This is a genomic window from Streptomyces sp. NPDC085481 (assembly GCF_044541845.1).
Taxonomy (GTDB): Bacteria; Actinomycetota; Actinomycetes; order Streptomycetales; family Streptomycetaceae; genus Streptomyces.
The window spans coordinates 176,016-197,770 of the sequence record NZ_JBITTJ010000004.1 but is presented as its reverse complement, the minus strand read 5'-3'; the positions used below and the strand labels follow the sequence as shown (position 1 = coordinate 197,770).

The window sequence follows — 21,755 nt, the reverse complement described above, 5'->3', positions numbered from 1 at the left end:
GGGACCGGCATGGATCTCGTCTTCCGCGACGCGGAGGTCGTCGACGGCACCGGCGCGCCCTCCTACCGCGCCGACGTCGCGATCGACGGCGGCCGGATCGCCGCCATCGTCAAGGAGGGTGCGGCGGCCGGCTGCCAGCGCCCCACCGCCCGGCGCGTCATGGACGCCGAGGGCCTCGCCCTGTCCCCCGGTTTCATCGACATGCACGCCCACAGCGACCTCGCACTGCTCCGCGACCCTGACCACAGCGCCAAGGCCGCGCAGGGCGTGACGCTCGAAGTCCTGGGCCAGGACGGCCTGTCGTACGCACCGGTCGACGACCGCACGCTCGCCGAGGTGCGCAAGGCCATCACCGGCTGGAACGGGTCGGGCGACGACATCGACTTCGACTGGCGGACGGTGGGCGAGTACCTGGATCGCCTGGACCGGCAGGGCATCGCGGTGAACGCGGCCTACCTCGTCCCCCAGGGCACCGTCCGGATGTACGCGATGGGCTGGGACGACCGCCCGGCGACGGAGTCCGAGCTGGACCGGATGCGGCAGTTGGTCGCGGAGGGCATGGAGCAGGGCGCGGTAGGCATGTCCTCCGGCCTGACCTACACGCCCGGGATGTACGCCCCCGACGCGGAACTCACCGAGCTCTGCCGGGTCGTGGCGGAGTACGGGGGCTACTACTGCCCCCACCACCGCTCGTACGGCGCGGGCGCCCTCGAAGCGTACGAGGAGATGGTGCGGCTCACCGGGGAGGCGGGCTGCGCCCTCCACCTGGCCCACGCGACGATGAACTTCGGCGTGAACAAGGGCCGGGCGCCCGAGCTCCTGTCCCTCCTGGACGAGGCCCTGGCGGCGGGCTCGGACATCACCCTGGACAGCTACCCCTACACCCCCGGCTGCACGACCCTGGTCGCGGTCCTCCCGAGCTGGGCGCACGAGGGCGGCCCGGAGGCCCTGCTGGCGAGGCTGCGTGACGAGGCGACCGCCGAACGCATCCGCCACCACCTGGAGGAGCTGGGCTCGGACGGCTGTCACGGGGTCCCGGTCGAGTGGGAGACGATCGAGATCTCGGGCGTGACCGATCCGGCGCTCGCGGACCACGTGGGCCGCCGCGTCGACGGCTGGCCGACGGCCCGCCGCCTGCTCCTCGCCGACCGGCTGGGCACGACGATCCTGCAGCACGTGGGCCACGAGGAGAACGTCCGCGCGATCATGCGCCACCGCGTCCACACGGGCGGCTCGGACGGCATCCTGCAGGGCACGAAGCCCCACCCGAGGGCGTACGGCACCTTCCCGGAGTACCTCGGCCGCTACGTCCGCGAGGAGTCCGTCCTGACCCTGGAGGAGTGCGTGGCCCACCTCACCTCCCGCCCCGCGACCCGGCTCCGCCTCCCCGACCGCGGCCTCGTCCGCGAGGGCTACCGCGCCGACCTGGTCCTCTTCGACCCGGCGACGATCGCGTCCGGCTCGACGTACGAAAACCCCCGCGCCCTCCCGGCGGGCATCCCCCACGTCCTGGTCGACGGCCGGTTCGTCATGGAGGACGGCCGGAGGACGGACACCCTGGCGGGCCGCACCATCCGCAGGACCCCGCCGGGCTGAGCCGGCACCCGCCGTTCCGTCGTGGGCATGCGCACCACGACGGCGGCGCCGTCAGCGGGCCGCGCCCACCGGGGCCGGACCGAGTGCGGCGGCCGCGCCGAGCCCCGGACCGGCCCACCGCTCCCGCCGCATCCACAGCAGGCCCGCCGCCAGCACCACCCCCGCCAGCACGAAGCCGTACGCCGGCGTATGCCCGGACGGCGCCGTCTCGTACGTGAGCGCCGCCGACAGCACCACCAGGAACTGTGCCGGCCGGCTCCCCCACCCCGCCGTCGCGCAAGCCACCACGCACACCCCCCACAGCACGTACCACGGCTGCACCATCGGCGACAGCGCGACCAGCGCGAGGAGCGCGAGGCCGAGACCGAGGACCGGATCGATCCGGCCCTTCCAGGCGCGCCAGGCCAGCCCGCCGATGACCGCGACGGCGACCAGCAGGCCCAGCTTCTGCACGACGCCCTTCACCGGCTCCGGGTCGTCCCCGAAGAGCAGCCCGAGGCCGAGCCCGAGGTCGCTCGTCACCGAGAGCGGCGTATGGATGCCGGCCGCCACACTCTGCGTACGCAGCCAGCCGAAGCCGGTCCCGGCCAGCACCGTCGCGACGGTGGCGACCACGCCCGCGACGACGCCCGGCAGGACGAACCCCCCGAGCGCCCTCCGACCGCCCCACCGCCGCGCGACCAGCACCCCGAGGAAGAGCAGCGCGACGGCCGCGGGCGACTTCACCGTCATCGCGAGCCCCACGACCGCGCTGCCGAGCACCCACCGCCCCCGCACCGCGAGCAGCACCCCGGCCAGCATGAGCCCGATCATCAGCCCGTCGTTGTGCATGCCGCCGACGACGTGGATCAGGAACAAGGGATTCAGCGCGGCCAGCCACACCGCTCCCGACCGGCCGCCCGCCGGCCCCCGCACCGCCCACACGATCAGCGCGAGCGAGCCCAGCGCGATCAGCCGCATGCCCAGCACCGCGGGCAGGACCGACCCGCCGGTGAGCTTCACGACCCCCTCGGCGAGGACGAGGAAGGCCGGCCCGTACGGCGCGGGGGTGTCCGTCCAGTGCCCGCCGACGCTGGCGGCGGCGTCGGCGCCGAGCTCGTGGGGGGCGAGCACGGAGGGCCCGGCGCCGTAGACGTCGTGTCCTTCGAGGACCATCGCGCCCTGGGCGATGTAGCTGTACACGTCGGCGCTGTACAGCGGCGGCGCGAGCACCAGAGGTGCGACCCACCAGCCCAGCGTGCCCAGCACACCGTCCCGGTCCCGGCCGCCCGCGACGAGCACCCGCCCGTACTGCCACCACGCGAGCAGCAGCAGCGTCAGTCCGGCGTACGCGAGCACCGCCCCGCCGGCGGCGAGCCCGGAGCCCCGCGGTTCCCACAGCCCCCAGCCGCCGCGCACGGGCAGCGTCCCGGCCGCCCAGCCGCCCACGGTGACGGCGAGCGATCCGGCCGCTCCGAGCCACCGGCATCCGGCGGTGCTGAAAACCCACATGACGGGACAACCTATCCTGCGGCGGCGGACGTGCTCCCCGTCTCCTACCGCTGCTTCTTCCTGACGCCGGGCGCGGCCCCCGACTTCCCGGGTCGCTCCTCGGCGGAGCCGCTCGGCGACGGACCGGTCGCGGTCGTCGCCGTGGCGTCCGCCGTGGCCGACGGCCGGCTCGGGGCGGCCGTGCCGGACGCGGGGGCGCTCGTCCCGGCGGCGTCGGCCGGCGCCCGGTCGCCCGTCCCGGACGCCGGATCGCCCGATCGGCCGCCGGGCCCCGCCCCTGGCTGGATCAGGGCCGGCATCCCCGGCCCGCCGCCCTCCACGGCCGGCCCCCGCCGGTCCGCCCCCGAGTCGAAGGCCCCGCCCGTGAACGCGGCAAGAGCACCGAGCACTCCGAGTACGACGGCGCCGCCCCCGATCAGCAGGACGGGCGCGGCGCCGCGGCGCGTGGAGGCGTGGCGGCGGCGCCCTCTCGGGGCGTCGTCGGCCCCCGTGTCGTACTGGTTCACGAAGCGGGATTGTAGGGAGCACGACACCGCGCGAGCGACGTGGGTCACAGCGCCGCGACTGCCCGACGTGTTCCAAAACACGAAGCGCGTCGCCCGGGCCCGCCGTAAGCTCTCGTCATGCAGGTGATCCAGTCCACGAAGCTCGCCAACGTCTGTTACGAAATCCGGGGCCCGGTGCTCGAAGAGGCGATGCGGCTTGAGGCTGCGGGTCATCGCATCCTCAAGCTCAACACCGGCAACCCGGCCGCCTTCGGCTTCGAGTGTCCGCCGGCCATCCTCGAGGACGTGCTCCGCAACCTCTCCGAGGCGCACGGCTACGGCGACGCGAAGGGCCTGCTCTCCGCCCGGCGGGCGGTGATGAGCCACTACGAGACCAAGGGCATCCCGCTCTCCGTCGAGGACATCTACCTCGGCAACGGCGTCTCCGAGCTGATCCAGATGTCGATGCAGGCGCTGCTCGACGACGGCGACGAGGTGCTCGTCCCCGCCCCCGACTACCCGCTGTGGACCGCCTCGGTCTCGCTGGCGGGCGGCACGGCCGTGCACTACCGCTGCGACGAGCAGGCGGACTGGATGCCGGACCTGGCCGACATCGAGCGCAGGATCACCGACCGCACCAAGGCGATCGTGATCATCAACCCGAACAACCCGACCGGTGCCGTCTACGACGACGAGATGCTCCGCTCGCTGACGGAGATCGCCCGCCGGCACAACCTGGTGGTCTGCTCGGACGAGATCTACGACAAGATCCTCTACGACGGCACCACCCACACCCCCACCGCCGCCATCGCCCCCGACCTGCTCGTCCTCACCTTCAACGGGATGAGCAAGAACTACCGGGTGGCCGGCTTCCGCTCCGGCTGGCTCGCGGTCTGCGGCCCGAAGGCGCACGCCTCCTCGTACATCGAGGGCCTGACGATCCTGGCCAACATGCGCCTGTGCGCCAACATGCCGGCCCAGCACGCGGTGGCCGCGGCCCTTCAGGGGCGGCAGTCGATCGAGGACCTGGTGCTGCCGGGCGGGCGGCTCCTGGAGCAGCGGGACACGGCGTACGAGCTGCTGACCCGGATCCCTGGCGTGACGTGCGTGAAGCCGAAGGGCGCGCTGTACCTCTTCCCGCGGCTCGACCCGAACGTCTACAAGATCAAGGACGACCGGCAGATGGTCCTGGACCTGCTGCGGGCCGAGAAGATCATGGTGGTGCACGGGACGGGCTTCAACTGGCACGAGCCGGACCACTTCCGGATCGTCACCCTGCCCTCGGCGCCCGACCTGGCCGACGCGGTGACCCGGATCGGGAACTTCCTGGACGGCTACAGCCAGCACTGACCCGGCCGGAGGGCCCACCCTCATGCCGGACACCGCTCAACTTTAGATTGAATCTAAGCTAGGATGCCTCCAGAGCCGCTACCGCAGGAGGCCGTCCCCATGTACGAACCGATCCGCACCAAGTCGGTCCACCGGATGGCCGACGACGACCGGAACGCCTTCCCGCACCGCTCCCGCGAGGAAGAGCTGGACATCCAGCTCGCCGGCCACCTCGCCGCCCTGCTCGCCGTCACCGACGAGCTCGGCGACCCCGAGGCCGGTGAGCTCATCGCCCGGCAGGTGGCCAGGCTGCGCGGCGCGCCCCCGGCGCGGCACGCGGGCCTGAGCGGCTCCGCCGCGAGCGACCTGCACCGCAGGGCCCACGCCCTCGCGGGCCGCGCCCTGGTCGTCGCCGCCTCCCGGGCCGACACGGCCGCCGCGATCCTCGCCGCCGAGCGCATGGACGCGCACACCGCGGCGCTCGCCGGGGATTCCCTGGCCGGCGCCGGCGCCCCCTGACGGCCCCGGTCCGCGCGGCCACGACACCGTGCGGACCGGGCGCCACCCACCGCCTCACCTGCGCCACCCACCGCCCCACCCGCGGCGCCCTCAGCAGACCCGCACGCGCCGTCCGGAGGGCCGGGGCCGCTGACGGCGCTCCGTACCGGTGCGCGGAAGTGCACCGGCCCCCGGAGCCGTGAGGGGGCTCCGGGGGCCGGTCGCGTCGTGGCGGGCCGTCGTGACCCCACTGGTCAGGGCGGAATTTCGGGGCAACCCACCACGAGTCTTTACAGTGCTGCGGCGACTAGCCCAGGCGCTCGACCAGCGCGCGGTACTCGTCCCACAGCTCCTTCGGCGTGTGCTCGCCGAAGGTCTCCAGGTGCGCGGGGACCAGGGCGGCCTCCTCGCGCCAGACGTCGTTGTCGACGTTGAGCAGGAAGTCCAGGTCGGCCTCGGGCAGTTCGAGCCCGTCGAGGTCCAGGGACTCCTTGGTCGGCAGCACGCCGATGGGGGTCTCGACGCCCTCGGCCTGACCGTTGAGGCGCTCGACGATCCACTTCAGGACGCGGCTGTTCTCGCCGAAGCCGGGCCAGACGAACTTGCCCTGGTCGTTCTTGCGGAACCAGTTGACGTAGTAGATCTTCGGGAGCTTCGCCTGGTCGGCACCCTGCCCGATCTTGATCCAGTGCGCCATGTAGTCGCCCATGTTGTAGCCGCAGAACGGCAGCATGGCGAAGGGGTCGCGGCGCAGTTCGCCGACCTTGCCCTCGGCGGCTGCGGTCTTCTCGGAGGCCACGTTGGCACCGAGGAAGACGCCGTGCTGCCAGTCGAAGGACTCGGTGACCAGCGGGACGGCGGAGGCGCGGCGGCCGCCGAAGAGGATCGCCGAGATCGGCACGCCCTTCGGGTCCTCCCACTCCGGCGCGATGATCGGGCACTGCGAGGCGGGCACGGTGAAGCGGGCGTTGGGGTGGGCGGCCGGGGTCTCGGACTCCGGCGTCCAGTCGTTGCCCTTCCAGTCGGTGAGGTGGGCCGGGGCCTCCTCGGTCATGCCCTCCCACCAGACGTCGCCGTCGTCGGTGAGCGCGACGTTGGTGAAGACGGCGTTGCCCCACAGGGTCTTCATGGCGTTGGCGTTGGTGTGCTCGCCGGTGCCGGGCGCGACGCCGAAGAAGCCGGCCTCGGGGTTGATCGCGTAGAGGCGGCCGTCCTCGCCGAAGCGCATCCAGGCGATGTCGTCGCCGATGGTCTCGACCGTCCAGCCGGAGATCGTGGGCTCCAGCATGGCGAGGTTGGTCTTGCCGCAGGCCGACGGGAAGGCGGCGGCGACGTACTTGGCCTCGCCCTGCGGCGGGGTCAGCTTGAGGATGAGCATGTGCTCGGCGAGCCAGCCCTCGTCGCGGGCCATGACGGACGCGATGCGCAGGGCGTAGCACTTCTTGCCGAGCAGGGCGTTGCCGCCGTAGCCGGAGCCGTACGACCAGATCTCACGGGTCTCGGGGAAGTGGGAGATGTACTTGGTGGAGTTGCACGGCCACGGTACGTCCTCCTCGCCCTCCGAGAGCGGGGCGCCGAGGGTGTGCACGGCCTTCACGAAGAAGCCGTCGGTGCCGAGCTCGTCGAGGACGGCCTGTCCCATGCGGGTCATGGTGCGCATGGAGACGGCGACGTACGCGGAGTCGGTGATCTCGACGCCGATGGCGGAGAGCGGGGAGCCGACCGGGCCCATGCAGAAGGGCACGACGTACATGGTGCGGCCCTTCATGGAGCCGCGGAAGATGCCCTTCTCGCCCGCGAAGATCTCCTTCATCTCCGCCGGGGCCTTCCAGTGGTTCGTCGGGCCCGCGTCCTCCTCCTTCTCGGAGCAGATGAAGGTCCGGTCCTCGACGCGCGCGACGTCGGTCGGGTCGGAGGCCGCGTAGTACGAGTTCGGGCGCAGCGTGGAGTCGAGCTTCTTGAAGGTCCCCTTGGCGACGAGCTCCTCGCTCAGGCGCTCGTATTCAGCCTCGGACCCGTCGCACCAGACGATGCTGTCGGGCTGAGTGATCTCAGCGATCTCGTTGACCCACGAGACCAGTTCCTTGTGCTGAGTAGGGACGGTGGAGGGAGCCGCGTTGTCGCGCGCCACGATTGCTCCTTGTAGAGGGGTTTTTTAGATGTATGCCCCTTGGGGGCTGCGACCCGGATGCGTCGTAGGCGCTCATCCGGTGCCGACCGCACTCATTTGATCATCCGATGGTACCGCCCATATGTCCAGAGGTCCTCACACGTGAGCATCGCCACTCGTCGTGGGGACCTACGGGGGCGTAGGTAGCATTCGGTGCCATGACTGCAGCCACGCCGGACCTCGGCACCACGGAGCAGCGCCCGGCGCTGCCGCTCCCGCTCAAGCCGCGATTGAGGGGCTGGCTGCACGCCGGGATGTTTCCCGCGGTGATCGTCGCGGGCCTCGTCCTGGTCGCCCTGTCGGACTCGCCCCGGGCCCGGATCGCCTGCGGGATCTACGTCCTCACCGCCTGCCTGCTCTTCGGCATCAGCGCCCTGTACCACCGCGGCAACTGGGGCCCGCGCGGCGAGGCGGTGCTGCGGCGCCTCGACCACGCCAACATCTTCCTGATCATCGCGGGCACCTACACCCCGCTGACCCTGCTGCTCCTGCCCGATTCCACCGGGCGGCCGCTGATGTGGGCGGTCTGGGCGGCGGCCACCGCCGGCATCGCCTTCCGGGTCTTCTGGGTCGGCGCCCCTCGCTGGCTGTACACGCCCTGCTACATCGCGATGGGCTGGGCCGCCGTCTTCTTCCTGCCCGACTTCATGCGGGCCGGCGGCATCGCCGTCCTCGTCCTGGTGATCGTCGGCGGGCTGCTCTACAGCGCGGGCGGGGTCGTCTACGGCATCAAGCGCCCGAACCCCTCACCGCGCTGGTTCGGCTTCCACGAGGTCTTCCACTCGTTCACGCTGGCCGCGTTCATCGTCCACTACGTGGGCATATCACTCGTCGCGTACCAGCACGCCTGACCCGAGAGCGCCCCTGACCACCTCGCCGGACGCCGGGTTCTGCGCACACCCCCACACCCCGTGGGGGCAGTAGTCGGTGAAGGTCTGGTACACCGGCCGGTGCCGCGCGAACCAGTCCAGCATCCCGCGGACGTACGCCGGGTTGTCCCCGTTGCGGAACAGCCCCCACTCCGGGAACGACACCGGCTTGCCGTGCGCCGCCGCGAACCGGGCGTGGTGCTCGAGCCCGTACTCCTCGCTGACCTGCTCCTCGAAGGAGAGCCCGGCGGGCTGGTCGTAGGCGTCCATGCCGATGACGTCCACGTACGCGTCGCCCGGGTAGCAGCGCGGCCAGGCGATGGCGTCCAGCCCCCGGCTCGGCGTGAAGTCGAAGCGGAAGCGCTGCCCCGGCACCTCCCGCAGCACGCTCACCACCCGCCGCCAGTACGCCTTCCAGCTCTCCGGGTCAGGACCGCAGCGATGGCTGTACGTCGTGCCGTTCATCTCCCAGCCGAGGACGAGGACCGCGTCCGCGAGCCGCTGCTCCACCAGGCGCGCGCCCAGGGTCCGGAAGTGCCCGTCGTACGCACCGGCCGCCCCGCGCCGCAGCCCCACTCGCACCTGCGCGTCGCCGAGCCGCTCCTCGCTGCGGTCGAGCAGCGGCACGTTCAGCACGAACAGCCGCCCCGGCCGCTCCTCCTTCCACCGCGCCCACGGCCCGAACAGGGCGGGATGCCCCTCGATGTTGGACCAGCGGTCGCCCGGCAGATAGGTGTGCCCGACGGTCAGCGGCTCGCCGCCCAGCCACCGCTCCACCTCGGCGATCCGCCGCACCCCGGCCTCGTCCGAGCCGGTGAAGAACCCCGAGGGAACCCCGGGCCGCGGCACCGGACCCGGCCGCCGCGGCTCCGCCCGGTCCCCGGCGTGCCGATCGCCCGGCACGAGCCGCTCGTACGGCAGCAGGAGCACGAGTGCGGCCGCGAGCAGCACCGTCAGTGCGGCTCGCGGCCAGGAGGAGGGGAAGCGCACGTCAGCCGGTCCAGAACTCCCACCAGCGGGTCAGGATCAACATCCCGATGATCCCGATGTGCAGCACCGGCAGGGCGAAGGTGAACTCGCCCAGGAACCCCCTCACGGCTGCCGGCGCCGGCAGCACCCCGTGCCTCACGTTGAGCGCGGTGACGTACCAGAACATGGTGATCGTCGCGCACCAGGCCAGACAGCACCACAGGCACAGCGAGTTGATCTCGTACAGCGACTCGTACATCAGCCAGGTGCAGAAGCCCACGCCGAACAACATCCCGGCGTTGAGACCGAGCCAGAACCAGCCCCGGTAGCGGGCACCGGCCAGGATGCCGGCGCCCACCGCGACGACGACGGCGTACGTGGCGATGCCCAGCATCGGGTTCGGGAAGCCGAACACCGCCGCCTGCTCGCTCTTCATGATGTTGCCGCAGGAGACCACCGGGTTGAGACTGCACCCCGGCTGGAAGCCCGGGTCCTCCGCCAGCCTGATCTTGTCGATCGTGATGACCCAGCCGGCCAGCACGCCCGCCGCGCCCGTCACCATGAGCATCCAGGCGAAGGCCCGGCTCGCGCCGATCCCCGCTCCGCCCTGGCCCTCGGCCTCCTCCTGCTGCCGCTGGCCGGGGACCCCGGCCCCGCCGCGTACGTTCACCGTCGCCATGAGCGCACCCCTGTCCGCTCAGCCCTGGATCCGGCTCACCGGCACCGCGATGTGGCCCGAGTTCCGCACGACGGCGTCGTCGGTGATGAACGCCTTGAGGCGATCCTCCTCGACCGGCACTCCCGGCTGCGCGTCCGGCCACGGGACGACCGGGACCTTCACGATGACGTGGCCGGTCTCGTACGCCGCCGCCTGCCACTCCACCGGCACCGGGCACTGCGCGTTCATGAACGGCAGGGTGAGCACGGCCCGCTGCGCCTCGACGAGCAGGTGCGCGCCGATCCCGCGGTCCTGGCCGGCGTCGACGACGATGCCGCCGATCGGCACCCCCATGCCCTCCAGGGTCGTCCGCAGCTCCGCCTCGCCGGCCTCCGGGCCGTGCTGGCCGTCCCCGAGCGAATACACCATCAGAAACGGGGTGGCGGGCATGTCGTCGGCGGGCCCCAGGGTCCACGAGACGACGGTGAGGGTCCCCATCGAATGGGCGCTGTGCGCCTTGGACGCGACGTTGGAAGTGGTCATGAATCCGGATGCTAGGGGACGAACACCCGTGACCCCGCGCTGAATTCACTCATTCGGCCGACATTGGCTCCACTGGCACTTCCGGCGCAACGAAGCGGGGTTTTCCTCGTTGTGCCCATAGGGCATATGCCGACCTCAGGAGATCACTCATGATCGTCCCGCGCCGCGTCGCACTGCGGTCCCTCTTCGCGCTGGCCGTCACCGCCTTCACCGGCGGCGCCCTGGCACGGATCACCACCACCGCGCAGCCGGCCCCCGGCGACCCGCTCGCCTTCGACGAGATGTACGGCGGCCGGCACATCCGGGGCGGCTCGGGACCGTCCGGCGAGCCGGTGGCCCTCGTCGACGGCCGGCCGCTCCACCTGATGCGCTGCGCCGACGGCGGCTACGTCACCCCGATCGACCACTACGAGTCCTGTCCGACGCCGCTGGCGGCCACCCGCGCGGCCGTGGACGAGCTGGGCGCCGCCCCGCTCTCCCGCTACGCCGCCGCCCACGGCACCCACCCGGGAGGGAGCCCGCGTGGTGTACACGCGTAAGAACCAGCGTGACCTGACGAGCGCCGAGCGGAAGCGGTTCGTGTCCGCCGTCCTCGAACTCAAGCGGACCGGGAAGTACGACGATTTCGTCCGCACCCACATCGACTACTACGTCGCCGACGGCGAGGGCAAACTGCGGGTCGCCCACATGTGCCCGAGCTTCCTGCCCTGGCACCGCAGGTTCCTGCTGGAGTTCGAGCGGGCGCTGCGCCGGATCGACCCTTCGGTGACCGTGCCGTACTGGGACTGGACCCGGGACAACACCCCGGCCGCGGCGCTGTGGGGCGAGGACTTCCTGGGCGGAAACGGGCGGCGCGGCGACCTCCAGGTGACGACCGGCCCCTTCGCGTACTCCGGCGGCCGCTGGACCGTGAAGCACAACATGACGGAGGAGCGCTTCCTCACCCGCGACTTCGGCCGCCCGCGCGATCCGATCACGCTGCCGACGGCGGCGCAGGTCGACGAGGTCATGCGGGAGCGGGCGTACGACGCGGCGCCCTGGAACTCCACCAGCGGCTCCGGCTTCCGCAACCGCCTGGAAGGCTGGGCCTCGGGCCAGGGCAACGACCGCTTCCGGCTGCACAACCGGGTGCACCGCTGGGTGGGCGGGCTGATGCTCGGCGGGGCCTCGGTCAACGACCCGGTGTTCTGGCTGCACCACGCCTACGTCGACCTGCTCTGGTCGCGCTGGCAGCAGCGCAACCCGGGGGCGGGCTATCTGCCGAAGGACCCGCCGCCGCTGGGCGACCCGCAGTACCGGCGGGTCGCGGCGCTGCACGAGCGGATGGGCCCGTGGAACGTCACCCCGGCCGAACTCCTCGACCACAGCGGGACCTACCGCTACGCCTGACGCGTCACGCACGACGAGGGTGTCCCCCCGGGCCCGCGGGCCGGGAGGACACCCTCGTCTCGTGCTCCTGACACACCGGCCTGGTCGCGGCCGGGTGAGGTTCAGCCGCCGTAGCCGCCGTCGTCGTGGTGGTCGACGTTCACGCAGGTGTTGCCGAAGGCCGGGTTGATCAGACCGATGACGGTCACGGTGTTGCCGCAGAGGTTGATCGGCACGTGGATCGGGACCTGCACGACGTTGCCCGAGGCGACACCGGGCGAGTGGGCGGCGACGGCCTCGGCGCCCGAGTCGGCGACGGCCAGGCCGGCGCCGCTGAGAGCAACGGCACCCGTGCCGGCGAGAACAGCGGCAGCCTTCGCGATGCGAGACATCAAGAACTCCTTGAACGTGGAAAAGCGACCGCGAGAATCACGGTCGCGTGCTTCCTTCAACGCCGAAATCAAGGCCGGGTCACGGCCTTTGCGCCGAACGTGGACGGAGAATCGGAAGAGTCGGAAGAGATGGCCCGCAGACCGTCCGTCCGCCCGCCGTCGGATACGACGGAGCGAGCCGGGGATCTGCGGGCCGCGGCCATGCGACAAGCCTTCTGTTGTAACGAGCACCGACCCCTCGGGTGCCGGGAAGAATCGTGTCTTCACCCGCCTGGCCAATGGTCGTACAAACGGACGCCGTCGGTCCTACGGCTGCGCCAGGCCCAGCTGGGAGTCGAGCGTCCCGGTCAGCACGGGAGCGAGCAGACCGACCTGGGGCGCCTTGACCTCCGGCAGCCCGAGACCGTCGCCGCTCGGGGTGGCGACCGGGGTGCCCACGACGGCGCCCGGGGTGGCCGCCTTGACCGGCGAGTACGGGGAGTTCAGCTGGGCCGTGCCGGGCTCGCTGCCCTCCAGGACCTCGGGCAGCGGCGCCTCGACGACCGTGCGCGGCAGGTCGCTCGCGACCGGGATCCGGGGAAGCGTGAGGTCGGGCAGGCCGCCCACCCCCTGGTGGAAACCGGTGGGCGCACCGGGCACGGGCGTGGGGACGCCGGTGGCGATCGAGGGGGCGTCCATCGGGAGCACCGGCTCGAGGCCCTGGAGCGGGACGACCACGGGGGCGTCGGCGACGGCGGGGGTCGCCAGGGCCGCGGACGCGAGGGCGGTGGCCAGGAGACCCAGGCCGGCGTGAGATCGCAGATTCATGTCCTGCAAACGAGTTCCGGGTGAGGACGTGACGGAATTCCCCTGAGTGCAGCAACGGAGAAGGCCCTCACCGGTGACCGGCGAGGGCCCTCGTTGACGTGGCGTCAGCACCTTACGTCAGCACGGTGGTTCAGTGCCGTCCGCGGACGAGCCGTCCGCCCCGCAGATACATCACGCCACCACCGACGAGCAGCGCGGCACTGATGGCGGCCGCACCCATGAGAGCCGCCGAGTCACCACCCGTGTCGGGCAGGTGCGGGTGCTCGCCACCGGGCCCCTGACACCCGTACCCGTGCTCACCCTCGTCACAGCCACCGGGAGGAGTGGGGTGGTCGGTGGGCGGGGTGGGGTGATCGGTGGGCGGGGTGGGGTGATCGGTGGGCGGGGTGGGGTGATCGGTGGGCGGAGTCGGGTGGTCCGTCGGCGGGGTGGGGTGGTCCGTCGGCGGAGTCGGGTGATCGGTCGGCGGAGTCGGGTGATCGGTCGGCGGAGTCGGGTGGTCCGTCGGCGGAGTCGGGTGATCGGTCGGCGGAGTCGGGTGGTCCGTCGGCGGAGTCGGGTGGTCCGTCGGCGGAGTCGGGTGGTCCGTCGGCGGAGTCGGGTGGTCCGTCGGCGGAGTCGGGTGATCGGTCGGCGGAGTCGGGTGATCGGTCGGCGGAGTCGGGTGGTCCGTCGGCGGAGTCGGGTGGTCCGTCGGTGGAGTCGGGTGGTCCGTCGGCGGGGTTTCGTCGTCCCCGTAACCGTCGGGCTCGTCCCCGTACCCCCCGTCCTCGCCGGCGGAGTGGACCGCCTGGGCGCAGAGGTCGCCGACGGCAGCCGCGAGGGCCTCGCCGAGGTGGGCGTGGTCGCCGCAGACGTCGGCCGACAGCGGGGCCTGTACGCGGTTGACGGTGTCGCGCCCGGGTGAATCCCCCGCGCTGTCAGCGGAGTTCGCCGCGAGGGCGAAACCGCCGGTCAGCGACAGAATGCCGGTCGCCGCCGCGGTGGTGAGCATTTTCCTGCTGATGATCGATCGCATACCGCTCTTCCTCAGTGAAAAGGGAGAGACCGGCGAGGATCCCCCCTCGCTCCGACCGGCCCACCTTCCACGCCGTCCGAGTGCGTGGGGCTGGCTGGAGCGTAAGGAGCGACACGACGGAGACCACCGGGTCAACACGGCAGACAATCCGAAAATCATTCAATCGGCCGTGTTCTGAGGACAGCAAAGTGCCCTGGCGGGGAAGGTCCGCCAGGGCCGGGCGCTGCGAAGGGTTCTGAACGTGCGTCAGCCGCCGATCGGGAGGCCGCCGAGCAGTCCGCTCGCACCCTTGCCGGCCTGGTTCAGCTGGCCCGCGGTGTCCGTGACGGTCTGGACGGGCGAGCCGTCCGTGGTGCTGCTGAGCGCTTCGGACTTCAGCCCCTGGCTGGTCAGCGATCCGAGGCCACCGTCCAGGCTGGTGGGCATCTCGGCGGCCATCGCGGGCGCGGCGACACCCAGGGCCATCACAGATCCGGCGATGACCGCGGCAACCTTGGTGGGCTTCATGAAGAGGGTCCTTCCTTCTGTGCGTACACGTGTCCGTTACACAAGCAAGTCGCTTGCCGTACAGGCTTCTTGACTGATTCCCGTACGTCGTTCTGCCTTCTGTAACGAGAGGTGCGCTCCCCGGAAACTCCGGGAGGAGGGTTTTCTCGACACTGCACCCGATTGATGAGGACCGGTCGTATCGGAGGATGGAATGCACGGAGCCGCGCCCGTCCGGGAGTCCCGGAGGGGCGCGGCTCGGGTGCGGTCGCCCCGGCTAGCGGGTCGGCAGCGATGCCGTGGCCGGCAGGACACCGGCGGAGACCGGCGCCTTGGCGGGCAGCTCCGCGGGCAGCTCGGCCGGCAGTTCCGCCGGGAGCTCGGCCGGGAGCTCCGCGGGCAGTTCGGCCGGGAGCTCGACGGGGAGCTCGGCCGGCAGCTCCGCCGGCGGGAGCTCGGCGGCCGGCAGCTCGACGGGCAGCTGGGGCAGCTGGGGCAACTGGACGGGGAGCTCCGGGATGGCCGGCAGAGCGGGCAGCAGCCCGGTCAGGGCCGGCACCGTGCCGAGCACGGTGGACGTGACGGAGTTGACCAGCGAGGTCAGGGTCGCGGTGACCCCCGGGACGAGACCGGCGACCCCGCCGGTGTTCACGGCGGCGAGCAGGTCGGCGACCACCTTCTGGATGGCCGCCAGGGCGTCGTCGACGACATCGGCCGGTGCCGCCTTGGCCGCCGGAGCGGCCGGCGGCGCGACCGGGGTCTCGGCGACCCGGATCGTCTCGTGGCGGGACGGATGGTGTTCGTCGGCGAAGGCGGTTCCCGCCGCGCCGAGGGAGAAGGTGGCGGCTATCGCCAGGGCGGTGAGACGGCGTGGGGCGAGGGGACGCATATTTGTTCCTTTTCCTTATGCGCCGGACAACATCCCCTTCACCGTGCCTGCGGGTATAGCGCTCCGCAACGGCAGAACTACTGAGCGCCACGTCTCCGTTCGAGTGAATCCACGTCTCTGACCTGCTCCTCCCCCAGGCGTACGCCGTTGCACCGGGCGGCGCGCGGGGGTGCGTCCATACGAGTCAGCAGACGGCGAGAGGCCGGCGCGCCGACCCCTGAGCGGGGCGGCGCGCCGGCCTCGGAAGGACCACGATCCGGCGTGCGAGATCAGAAGTTGGCGCAGTTGTTGCCGAAGGTCGGGTTCAGGGCGCCGATGACGGAGACGGTGTTGCCGCAGAGGTTGATCGGGATGTGGACCGGAACCTGGACGACGTTGCCGGACAGGACGCCCGGGGACTTCACGGCCGCACCCTCGGCGACGGAGTCGGCGGCGGCGACACCGGCGGCACCGGCGACAGTGGCGGCGGCACCGACGGACAGGGCGACAGCCTTCGCGATACGGGACATGGTGAGGCACTCCTCGATCGAAATACAGCTCGGACGGCGCGGGCGGTTTTGCCCGGCTCCTTCAACAACGCCCCGCGCATTCATCGGTTGCTCTCCCGAACGGGTGACGTTCAACCGATCTTTGGGCCATAGGAGGGTCATTCGAGTGACCGGACCTGGAAAGGGGCAACACGCCCAACGAGGAACCTGCCGATCGGATACGGAAGTTAGCGTTTGTGAGCATCTAATGCTTACTATCGCCCGCCGTGGGGGTTATAACGTTCCCGAACGTTGCTTCCGGCCCAGTCGCGCGTTCATACATTTCGCGCGGACGACACCCTCCTCTCTCCCGGTCTACACGGGTCTTCCCTTCCTTCTCTCATCAAAGCGGAGAACCTGTATGCGGAATTCAGCAGTTCATGCTGTACGCCGGGGCGTGGTGTGCGCCGTCTCGTGCGCGGCCCTCTCCGCCGCGCTCCCGGCCGCCTCCGCCGTCACCCCGCAGCCCGGGGAAGCCGCCCGACTCCCCTTCGCGCCCCGGTACGAGGCCGTCCAGCACGGCGGGATCGTCCGGGCCGCCAACGCCGCGGCCAAGGGCACCACGGGCGCCGAGACGGTCAACGACGGCACCGCGATCCGGTACGTCGACGTCGACAGCGACCCCAACACGTACAACTCCAGCCAGGCCGAGCTGCGCGTCCCCGCCGGGGCCAAGGTCAGCTGGGCCCGCCTGTACTGGGGCGGAAACCTGCTCGCCGGAGAGCAGAAGCCGGCCAAGGACAACGGGCGGGTGCTGATCGCCGAGCCCGGCGGCCGGTACAAGGCGCTGCTCGCCGACACCACGACCGGCCACCGCACCGCGGACGGCGCCGACGCGTTCCAGGCCTCCGCCGACGTCACCGCGCTGGTCCGTTCGGCGCAGCCCGGGATGTGGACCGTCGCCCAGGTGAACGTCGCGATGGGCCGCTCGGCGGTGGGCGGATGGGGTGGCTGGACGCTGGTCGCCGCGTACGAGAAGGCCGACGAACCGCTGCGCCGGCTCGCCGTGTGGGACGGTTTCGAAACTCTCGGCCCGAAGAGCGGCGAGCTGTCGATCCCGCTCGCGCTCGGCACCGACCGCATTCCCCAGGACGCGGACGGCCGGCTCGGACTGATCGCCTATGACGGCGACCGGGGGACTTCCGGGGATTACCTCGCGGTGGAAACCGGGGCTGCGAAGAGCGTCACGCGGAGCGAGCTCTCCGATTCCGCGAATTCCGCGGACGACGTGATGAACTCCAGCATCACGGACTCGGGAACAAGTCGGATGGAACGACTGCCCGCTCATCAGAACACCCTGGGGTACGACTCCGACGTCTTCGATCTGCGGGGGGCGCTGCGCAATGGGGCCGATCGTTTCCACATCCGCCTCGGGAGCCGGAAGGACGCCGTCTGGCTCGGCGCGCTCTTCCTCCAGGCGGACGTCAAGCGGGCGGACGCCCGGCGCTGACGTGCACCCCTCACGAGAACCGGACCCCGGGTCCGTCGACGTGCTGCATGTGGTCCAGCCCGGCGACGGCGGGGTCGCCCGGGTCGTCACCGACCTGGTCCGCGCCCAGCTCGGCAGCGGGCTGCGGGTCGCCGTGGCCTGCCCGCCCGGCACCGAACTCGCCGCGGCGGTACGGGCCGAGGGCGTCACCCCGTACGACTGGCGGGCCGGCCGGAATCCCGGCCCGCGGCTGGTACGGGAGACCCGGGAGCTCGCCCGGCTGATCCGTGGCGCGCGCCCCGCCCTCGTCCACGCGCACAGCGCCAAGGCCGGGCTCTGCGCCCGACTCGCCCTGCGTGGACGGATTCCGACGGTGTATCAGCCGCATGCCTGGTCCTTCGAGGCGGTCGAGGGAACGACCGCCGCGCTCGCCCTGCGCTGGGAGCGCTGGGCGGCCCGCTGGGCGGCCCGCGTCGTGTGCGTCAGCGAGGCCGAGCGGCGCACCGGCGAGACGGCCGGCGTGCGGGCGCGCTGGTCGGTCATCCACAACGGCGTGGACGCGGAGCGCTTCGCGCCCGCGGAGGCGGAGGCGGGCCCGGGGTCGGAGCCCGACCCGGCGGCCGGCGGACGCTCCGGCGGGCCCCTCGTCGTCTGTGTCGGGCGGCTCTGCCGGCAGAAGGGGCAGGACCTGCTGCTCGCCGCCTGGCCCGCCGTGCTCGCCGCGGTGCCGGACGCGCGGCTCGTCCTCGTCGGGGACGGGCCGGACGGGGAGCGGCTGCGGGCCGGCGCCCCGGACTCGGTGCGGTTCACCGGCGCCGTGGCGGACACCGCGCCCTGGTACCGGGCGGCCGACGTCGTCGTCCTTCCCTCCCGCTGGGAGGGCATGGCACTCGCGCCCCTGGAGGCCATGGCGAGCGGACGGCCGGTCCTGGTCGCCGACGTGGACGGAGCGCGCGAGAGCCTGCCGCCCGGTCACGAGGCGCTGTGCCTGGTCCCGCCCGATGACCCCGGCGCGCTCGCCGCCGCGCTCGGCCGTCTGCTGGGCGGACCCGAGCCGCGGCGAACCCTGGGCCGGGAGGCCCGCGAGCACGTACTCAGCAGATTCGATGTGCGGCGCACCGGCGCGGCCGTCGCGGAGCTCTACCGCGAAGTGGCCGGAGTGCGGTGCACGGAGCACAGAGAGCCGATTGCGCAGTGACAACGGAAAGCACCAGCGTCCCTCCCTCGCCGGGCCCCTGGCCCACGGCGGGCTCGATTCCGGGCCTCGCCTCCCTCGCGTCGCCGCGCGGCGCCTCCGACCGGCTCGCGCTGCCGCCGCGGCGCCCGGCGCGGATGCGGTTCGCCGCTGTGCCGCTGCTCGCGGCCGACGCCGTGGCCGTACTGCTCGCCGTGTGCGTGCTGTCCGCGGCGCACCGGCGCTGGGAGCTGTCGCTGCTCGTGGCCGGCGTCGTCCTGGCCCTGGACGGCCGTGCCGGTCTGTACCGGCCGCCGGCCGTGCTCACCGGTGTCCTGGACGAGGTGCCCGCGCTGGTCGCCCGTGCCGGGGTCGCCTGGTGCGTGACGGCCGCCGCGGTCGCCGGATTCGCCCCGGGGCACCCGATCGGGCCGCTGCGGCTGTGCGGCGCGTACGGGACGCATGTCACGGCCGTGGTCGTGGTGCGCGGTCTGGTGCACGCGCGCAGGCGGCGGGTGGCGCGGGCGCATCCGCGGTCGGCGCTCGTGGTCGGCGTGCCGGGTGCGGCGCGGCGGTTCGCGGCGGCGCTCGGGCAGCACCCGGAGTACGGCATCCGGCCCGTCGGGATCGTCGGGACGGTCGGCACGCGGCCGGACAGCGAGCGGGGGCTCCCCCTGCTCACCAGCTCCGAGGAGATCCACCGGGCCGTCATCCAGAACACCGTCCGCGACGCCGTCTTCCTCACCGAGGACGACGGCCTGGTGACGCTGTTCCAGCACTACGGCTGCACGACCTGGCGATTGGGCGGCGAGCCGCCGTCCGGGCCGATGGGCGACCACCTGTGGGGCTACGGCTGCCACCGCCTGGTGCCGATCGGCGAGCGGCGCGGGCTCACCGCGAAGCGGGTCCTGGACGTGGCGCTCGCCGCGCCCGCGCTCGCCCTGGCGCTGCCGGTGCTGCTGGTGTGCGCGCTGGCGGTACGGCTCGCGGACGGGCCCGGGGTGCTGTTCCGGCAGGAGCGGGTGGGTCAGAACGGGCGGCTCTTCACGCTGCTCAAGTTCCGTACGCTGCGGCCGGCCGACGAGACGGAGTCGGCGACCCGGTGGAGCGTCGCCGACGACCACCGGATGAGCGCGGCCGGACACTTCCTGCGCAAGAGCTCGCTCGACGAGCTGCCGCAGCTGTGGAACGTCCTGCGCGGGGACATGAGCCTGGTCGGTCCGCGGCCCGAACGGCCGTACTTCGTCGCCCAGTTCAGCCGGGTCCACGCGGGCTACGCGGCCCGGCACCGGATGCCGGTGGGGCTGACCGGGCTCGCCCAGGTGCACGGCCTGCGCGGCGACACCTCGATCGAGGACCGCTGCCGCTTCGACAACCACTACATCGACCACTGGTCGCTCTGGCAGGACGTGTGCATTCTGCTGCGCACGGCGGCCGGGCTCGTCCGACCGACGGGGAGCTGACGATGGCCACGGCCGTGACAATGCCGGAGACCGGCCCGGAGGTACGGGAGTGGGCGCGGCGCGCCGGGGCGCTGTCCCCGGTGCTCGCCGTGATCGCGCTGCTCCTCGTGCCGGGCGGCGGGGGCGCGCAGGGCGGGACCGGCGGGTCGGGAACGATCGCCGACGCGGCATCGGGTCTGCTCGTGGTGATCTGCGTGCTGCGGCTCGTACGGAGCGGGGCGCGGCCGCTGACCCGGGGCGCGGCGGTCGTGCTCGGCCTGCCGGTGCTCGGCATCTGCGTGGCCGCGATCACCTCGAACGACCCGGGCGCGAGCCTGCCGGGCGTCGCCCGCTACCTCCAGATCTTCGTGCTCGTCCCGGCGGCGGTCCTGGTGATGATCCGTGACCGGCGCGACTTCGCGGTGGTGGCGTGGGCGCTGGTCGGCCTCGCGCTGCTGCAGGGCGCGGTGGGGGTGGTGCAGTACCTGACGGGGACCGGCGCCTCGTACATGGGCGAGGACATCAGGGCCGTCGGCACGTTCGGGCCGACCGATGTGATGGGGATGGCGACGGTCGTCTCGTACGGCCTGGTCATCGTCACCGGCCTCGCCCTCGGCGGTACGGCGGGCCGTACCCGGACGGCGGCGCTGGCCTGCGCGGGGCTGCTCTTCGTCCCGCTGGTGCTGTCGTTCAGCCGGGGCGCGTGGATCGCGACCGTGCTCGCGTGCGGGCTCCAGCTCGTGCTGTCGGGGCTGCGGCGGGCCGGGCGGGTGGCGCTCACCGTGGGCGCGCTCGCGGTGGTCCTGGTCGGCGGCTTCGGCATCGGCTCGGAGATGGTCAAGGAGCGGGCCACCAGCATCACCCAGGTCGCGGCGGCGCCGGACCAGTCGGTGACGGACCGTTACACGATGTGGGCGGCGGCGGGCCGGATGTGGCGCAGTGAGCCGCTGACGGGCGTGGGCCTGAAGGGCTTCCCCGCGTACCGCGACTCCCACGCGTCCCTGGCGCTGTCCTCCGGCAGCGACACGGCGGGCGCCGGCGCCGCGTTCCAGCGCCAGCCGCTGCTGTCCCCGCACAACATGTACCTCCTGGTCCTCAGCGAGCAGGGGCTGATCGGCCTGATCGCCCTCGCGGGCAGCTGGACCGCGCTCCTCGTCGCGTCGCTGCGCCGGCGCCGCCTGGGAGCGGACTGCGCCCTGGTCGCCATCGGTCTCCTCTCCTGGCAGCTCATCGACTTCTTCTACGCGGACATCGGCGGCCCCTCGACGGTCCTGATGTCCGTCGTCCTCGGCCTGGCGGCCTGGTGGTCGCTGGCGGAGGTCCGCCGTGCGTGACCCGTGGTCGGGCCCGCCGCCGCCGACGGACGGGGCGGGGGAGGCGGCAGGACCGCCCGGCCCGGCGGTCGGGCCCGCGACGCGGCCGGGCCGGGCGGTCCCGGCGGACCGTGGCGGCCTGCCGGCCGAAGGCCGGGGTGCACCGGTCGCGCCGCCGCCGGCCCCCGGCCGCCCCGCGCACACCCCACCCGCGCCCCCGTCCGCCGCCGAGAGCGGCGGGCGGGGCCGCGCCGTGCCCGCGGCCGGCGCCGCGGCGGCCGGCCCGGATCCGCGGGGGGCGG

General features: G+C 72.6%; 22 protein-coding genes. 10 read left to right on the top strand and 12 right to left on the bottom strand.

Annotation, left to right across the window (positions count from 1 at the left end; genetic code table 11):
- Positions 1–9 precede the first annotated feature (9 nt).
- A complete protein-coding gene (locus ACIGEZ_RS11800) occupies positions 10–1,596 on the top strand; it encodes an amidohydrolase family protein (protein ID WP_399829114.1) in 1,587 nt (528 codons plus the stop codon).
- Between the two features lie 51 nt (positions 1,597–1,647).
- On the opposite strand, the gene mptB is transcribed toward ACIGEZ_RS11800, so the two are convergent.
- Both mptB and ACIGEZ_RS11790 read right to left on the bottom strand, forming a co-directional pair.
- Positions 1,648–3,087 carry a polyprenol phosphomannose-dependent alpha 1,6 mannosyltransferase MptB gene (mptB, locus tag ACIGEZ_RS11795; protein WP_399829112.1) on the bottom strand — a complete coding sequence of 480 codons (1,440 nt, stop codon included), beginning with the start codon at positions 3,085–3,087 and terminating at the stop codon, positions 1,648–1,650.
- 44 nt (positions 3,088–3,131) lie between these two features.
- Positions 3,132–3,593, bottom strand: coding sequence for a hypothetical protein (locus ACIGEZ_RS11790; protein ID WP_399829110.1), 462 nt, complete (start codon positions 3,591–3,593; stop codon positions 3,132–3,134).
- A gap of 117 nt (positions 3,594–3,710) precedes the next feature.
- On the opposite strand from ACIGEZ_RS11790, the gene ACIGEZ_RS11785 reads away from it, so the two are divergent.
- Together ACIGEZ_RS11785 and ACIGEZ_RS11780 are read left to right on the top strand one after the other, a co-directional pair.
- On the top strand, positions 3,711–4,922 hold the full coding sequence (locus ACIGEZ_RS11785; RefSeq protein WP_399829108.1) for a pyridoxal phosphate-dependent aminotransferase: 1,212 nt from the start codon (positions 3,711–3,713) through the stop codon (positions 4,920–4,922).
- A 99-nt stretch (positions 4,923–5,021) separates the two neighbouring features.
- Positions 5,022–5,420 (top strand): hypothetical protein, encoded by a 399-nt coding sequence (locus ACIGEZ_RS11780; RefSeq protein ID WP_399829105.1) that lies wholly within the window; start codon positions 5,022–5,024, stop codon positions 5,418–5,420.
- A 286-nt stretch (positions 5,421–5,706) separates the two neighbouring features.
- Here ACIGEZ_RS11780 and ACIGEZ_RS11775 read toward each other — a convergent pair whose 3' ends face one another.
- On the bottom strand, positions 5,707–7,530 hold the full coding sequence (locus ACIGEZ_RS11775; protein ID WP_399829103.1) for a phosphoenolpyruvate carboxykinase (GTP): 1,824 nt from the start codon (positions 7,528–7,530) through the stop codon (positions 5,707–5,709).
- Between the two features lie 197 nt (positions 7,531–7,727).
- Between ACIGEZ_RS11775 and ACIGEZ_RS11770 the strand changes: the two genes are divergently transcribed.
- On the top strand, positions 7,728–8,420 hold the full coding sequence (locus tag ACIGEZ_RS11770; RefSeq protein ID WP_399829101.1) for a hemolysin III family protein: 693 nt from the start codon (positions 7,728–7,730) through the stop codon (positions 8,418–8,420).
- Here the strand turns inward: ACIGEZ_RS11770 and ACIGEZ_RS11765 are convergent.
- Genes ACIGEZ_RS11765 through ACIGEZ_RS11755 form a run of 3 tightly spaced genes read right to left on the bottom strand, consistent with a single transcriptional unit; the run spans position 8,394 to position 10,608 of the window.
- Complete coding sequence (locus ACIGEZ_RS11765; RefSeq protein ID WP_399829098.1) at positions 8,394–9,428, bottom strand: glycoside hydrolase family 26 protein; 1,035 nt, start codon at positions 9,426–9,428, stop codon at positions 8,394–8,396. The genes ACIGEZ_RS11770 and ACIGEZ_RS11765 overlap by 27 nt on opposite strands.
- Before the next feature lies 1 nt (position 9,429).
- Positions 9,430–10,086 carry a vitamin K epoxide reductase family protein gene (locus ACIGEZ_RS11760; protein ID WP_399829095.1) on the bottom strand — a complete coding sequence of 219 codons (657 nt, stop codon included), beginning with the start codon at positions 10,084–10,086 and terminating at the stop codon, positions 9,430–9,432.
- Between the two features lie 18 nt (positions 10,087–10,104).
- Complete coding sequence (locus ACIGEZ_RS11755; RefSeq protein WP_399829092.1) at positions 10,105–10,608, bottom strand: DUF5949 family protein; 504 nt, start codon at positions 10,606–10,608, stop codon at positions 10,105–10,107.
- A 149-nt stretch (positions 10,609–10,757) separates the two neighbouring features.
- On the opposite strand from ACIGEZ_RS11755, the gene ACIGEZ_RS11750 reads away from it, so the two are divergent.
- Both ACIGEZ_RS11750 and ACIGEZ_RS11745 read left to right on the top strand, forming a co-directional pair.
- Entirely contained in the window at positions 10,758–11,147 is a 390-nt protein-coding gene (locus ACIGEZ_RS11750) for a tyrosinase family oxidase copper chaperone (RefSeq protein ID WP_399829090.1), read from the top strand.
- On the top strand, positions 11,131–11,997 hold the full coding sequence (locus tag ACIGEZ_RS11745) for a tyrosinase family protein (RefSeq protein WP_399829088.1): 867 nt from the start codon (positions 11,131–11,133) through the stop codon (positions 11,995–11,997). Before ACIGEZ_RS11750 ends, ACIGEZ_RS11745 begins: the two co-directional genes overlap by 17 nt.
- Positions 11,998–12,098: 101 nt before the next feature.
- Here the strand turns inward: ACIGEZ_RS11745 and ACIGEZ_RS11740 are convergent, their stop codons facing one another.
- The 6 genes from ACIGEZ_RS11740 to ACIGEZ_RS11715 form a co-directional block, all read right to left on the bottom strand.
- Entirely contained in the window at positions 12,099–12,368 is a 270-nt protein-coding gene (locus tag ACIGEZ_RS11740; protein WP_399829085.1) for a chaplin, read from the bottom strand.
- Between the two features lie 306 nt (positions 12,369–12,674).
- Positions 12,675–13,175 (bottom strand): hypothetical protein, encoded by a 501-nt coding sequence (locus tag ACIGEZ_RS11735; protein WP_399829084.1) that lies wholly within the window; start codon positions 13,173–13,175, stop codon positions 12,675–12,677.
- 130 nt (positions 13,176–13,305) lie between these two features.
- The gene (locus ACIGEZ_RS11730; protein ID WP_399829081.1) at positions 13,306–14,193 is read right to left on the bottom strand and encodes an LPXTG cell wall anchor domain-containing protein; all 888 of its coding nucleotides are present in this window, start codon (positions 14,191–14,193) and stop codon (positions 13,306–13,308) included.
- 246 nt (positions 14,194–14,439) lie between these two features.
- Entirely contained in the window at positions 14,440–14,700 is a 261-nt protein-coding gene (locus ACIGEZ_RS11725; RefSeq protein ID WP_399829078.1) for a hypothetical protein, read from the bottom strand.
- A 256-nt stretch (positions 14,701–14,956) separates the two neighbouring features.
- The gene (locus ACIGEZ_RS11720; protein ID WP_399829076.1) at positions 14,957–15,568 is read right to left on the bottom strand and encodes a hypothetical protein; all 612 of its coding nucleotides are present in this window, start codon (positions 15,566–15,568) and stop codon (positions 14,957–14,959) included.
- A gap of 269 nt (positions 15,569–15,837) precedes the next feature.
- Complete coding sequence (locus ACIGEZ_RS11715) at positions 15,838–16,077, bottom strand: chaplin (RefSeq protein ID WP_399829074.1); 240 nt, start codon at positions 16,075–16,077, stop codon at positions 15,838–15,840.
- 379 nt (positions 16,078–16,456) lie between these two features.
- Here ACIGEZ_RS11715 and ACIGEZ_RS11710 point away from each other — a divergent pair, with 379 nt between their 5' ends.
- From ACIGEZ_RS11710 to ACIGEZ_RS11695, 4 genes are read left to right on the top strand one after another with little or no spacing between them, the layout of a single operon-like run.
- Entirely contained in the window at positions 16,457–17,545 is a 1,089-nt protein-coding gene (locus ACIGEZ_RS11710; protein WP_399829071.1) for a DUF3344 domain-containing protein, read from the top strand.
- Between the two features lie 40 nt (positions 17,546–17,585).
- Positions 17,586–18,722, top strand: coding sequence for a glycosyltransferase (locus tag ACIGEZ_RS11705; protein ID WP_399829068.1), 1,137 nt, complete (start codon positions 17,586–17,588; stop codon positions 18,720–18,722).
- A complete protein-coding gene (locus ACIGEZ_RS11700; protein WP_399829065.1) occupies positions 18,719–20,161 on the top strand; it encodes a sugar transferase in 1,443 nt (480 codons plus the stop codon). Before ACIGEZ_RS11705 ends, ACIGEZ_RS11700 begins: the two co-directional genes overlap by 4 nt.
- Positions 20,162–20,163: 2 nt before the next feature.
- Positions 20,164–21,474 carry an O-antigen ligase family protein gene (locus tag ACIGEZ_RS11695; RefSeq protein ID WP_399829063.1) on the top strand — a complete coding sequence of 437 codons (1,311 nt, stop codon included), beginning with the start codon at positions 20,164–20,166 and terminating at the stop codon, positions 21,472–21,474.
- Positions 21,475–21,755 lie beyond the last annotated feature (281 nt).

Excerpts from the sequence above, each read along its gene's own strand:
- ACIGEZ_RS11710 (WP_399829071.1), top strand. The coding sequence starts at position 16,457 with ATGCGGAATTCAGCAGTTCATGCTGTACGCCGGGGCGTGGTGTGCGCC.
- ACIGEZ_RS11800 (WP_399829114.1), top strand. The coding sequence starts at position 10 with ATGGATCTCGTCTTCCGCGACGCGGAGGTCGTCGACGGCACCGGCGCG.
- mptB (WP_399829112.1), bottom strand. The coding sequence starts at position 3,087 with ATGTGGGTTTTCAGCACCGCCGGATGCCGGTGGCTCGGAGCGGCCGGA.
- ACIGEZ_RS11770 (WP_399829101.1), top strand. The coding sequence starts at position 7,728 with ATGACTGCAGCCACGCCGGACCTCGGCACCACGGAGCAGCGCCCGGCG.
- ACIGEZ_RS11725 (WP_399829078.1), bottom strand. The coding sequence starts at position 14,700 with ATGAAGCCCACCAAGGTTGCCGCGGTCATCGCCGGATCTGTGATGGCC.
- ACIGEZ_RS11740 (WP_399829085.1), bottom strand. The coding sequence starts at position 12,368 with ATGTCTCGCATCGCGAAGGCTGCCGCTGTTCTCGCCGGCACGGGTGCC.
- ACIGEZ_RS11695 (WP_399829063.1), top strand. The coding sequence starts at position 20,164 with ATGGCCACGGCCGTGACAATGCCGGAGACCGGCCCGGAGGTACGGGAG.
- ACIGEZ_RS11760 (WP_399829095.1), bottom strand. The coding sequence starts at position 10,086 with ATGGCGACGGTGAACGTACGCGGCGGGGCCGGGGTCCCCGGCCAGCGG.
- ACIGEZ_RS11735 (WP_399829084.1), bottom strand. The coding sequence starts at position 13,175 with ATGAATCTGCGATCTCACGCCGGCCTGGGTCTCCTGGCCACCGCCCTC.
- ACIGEZ_RS11750 (WP_399829090.1), top strand. The coding sequence starts at position 10,758 with ATGATCGTCCCGCGCCGCGTCGCACTGCGGTCCCTCTTCGCGCTGGCC.
- ACIGEZ_RS11785 (WP_399829108.1), top strand. The coding sequence starts at position 3,711 with ATGCAGGTGATCCAGTCCACGAAGCTCGCCAACGTCTGTTACGAAATC.
- ACIGEZ_RS11730 (WP_399829081.1), bottom strand. The coding sequence starts at position 14,193 with ATGCGATCGATCATCAGCAGGAAAATGCTCACCACCGCGGCGGCGACC.
- ACIGEZ_RS11755 (WP_399829092.1), bottom strand. The coding sequence starts at position 10,608 with ATGACCACTTCCAACGTCGCGTCCAAGGCGCACAGCGCCCATTCGATG.
- ACIGEZ_RS11715 (WP_399829074.1), bottom strand. The coding sequence starts at position 16,077 with ATGTCCCGTATCGCGAAGGCTGTCGCCCTGTCCGTCGGTGCCGCCGCC.
- ACIGEZ_RS11780 (WP_399829105.1), top strand. The coding sequence starts at position 5,022 with ATGTACGAACCGATCCGCACCAAGTCGGTCCACCGGATGGCCGACGAC.
- ACIGEZ_RS11720 (WP_399829076.1), bottom strand. The coding sequence starts at position 15,568 with ATGCGTCCCCTCGCCCCACGCCGTCTCACCGCCCTGGCGATAGCCGCC.